Annotated in this window: 1 rRNA gene; it reads right to left on the bottom strand. The window is 50.2% G+C overall.

The window, feature by feature from the left end:
* Window positions 1–7: 7 nt before the first annotated feature.
* Window positions 8–649, bottom strand: a 16S ribosomal RNA gene (locus tag AC1EJ5_RS10015); the annotation flags it as partial.

A 649-nucleotide genomic window follows, 5' to 3' on the forward strand; every position in this document is an offset into this window, starting at 1 on the left:
TCCTTAGAAAGGAGGTGATCCAGCCGCACCTTCCGATACGGCTACCTTGTTACGACTTCACCCCAGTTACTGACCCTACCTTCGACTGCTGCGCCCACAAGGGTTCGCTCACAGGCTTCGGGTATTGCCAACTTCCATGGTGTGACGGGCGGTGTGTACAAGACCCGGGAACGCATTCACCGCGACATTCTGATTCACGATTACTAGCAACTCCAACTTCATGTACTCGAGTTGCAGAGTACAATCCGAACTGGGACAGGCTTTTTGAGATTCGCAAGACATCACTGTTTAGCTGCTCTGTGTACCTGCCATTGTAGCACGTGTGTAGCCCAAGTCATAAAGGGCATGATGATTTGACGTCGTCCCCACCTTCCTCCGGTTTGTCACCGGCAGTATCGTTAGAGTCCCCAACTTAATGATGGTAACTAACAATAGGGGTTGCGCTCGTTATGGGACTTAACCCAACATCTCACGACACGAGCTGACGACAACCATGCACCACCTGTATTACAGTTGACCGAAGTCATAAGAACTTATCTCTAAGTTCCGCCGTAATATGTCAAGACTTGGTAAGGTTCTTCGCGTTGCGTCGAATTAAACCACATGCTCCGCTGCTTGTGCGGGTCCCCGTCAATTCCTTTGAGTTTCA

This window comes from Anaerococcus sp. C0059F3, assembly GCF_056590475.1.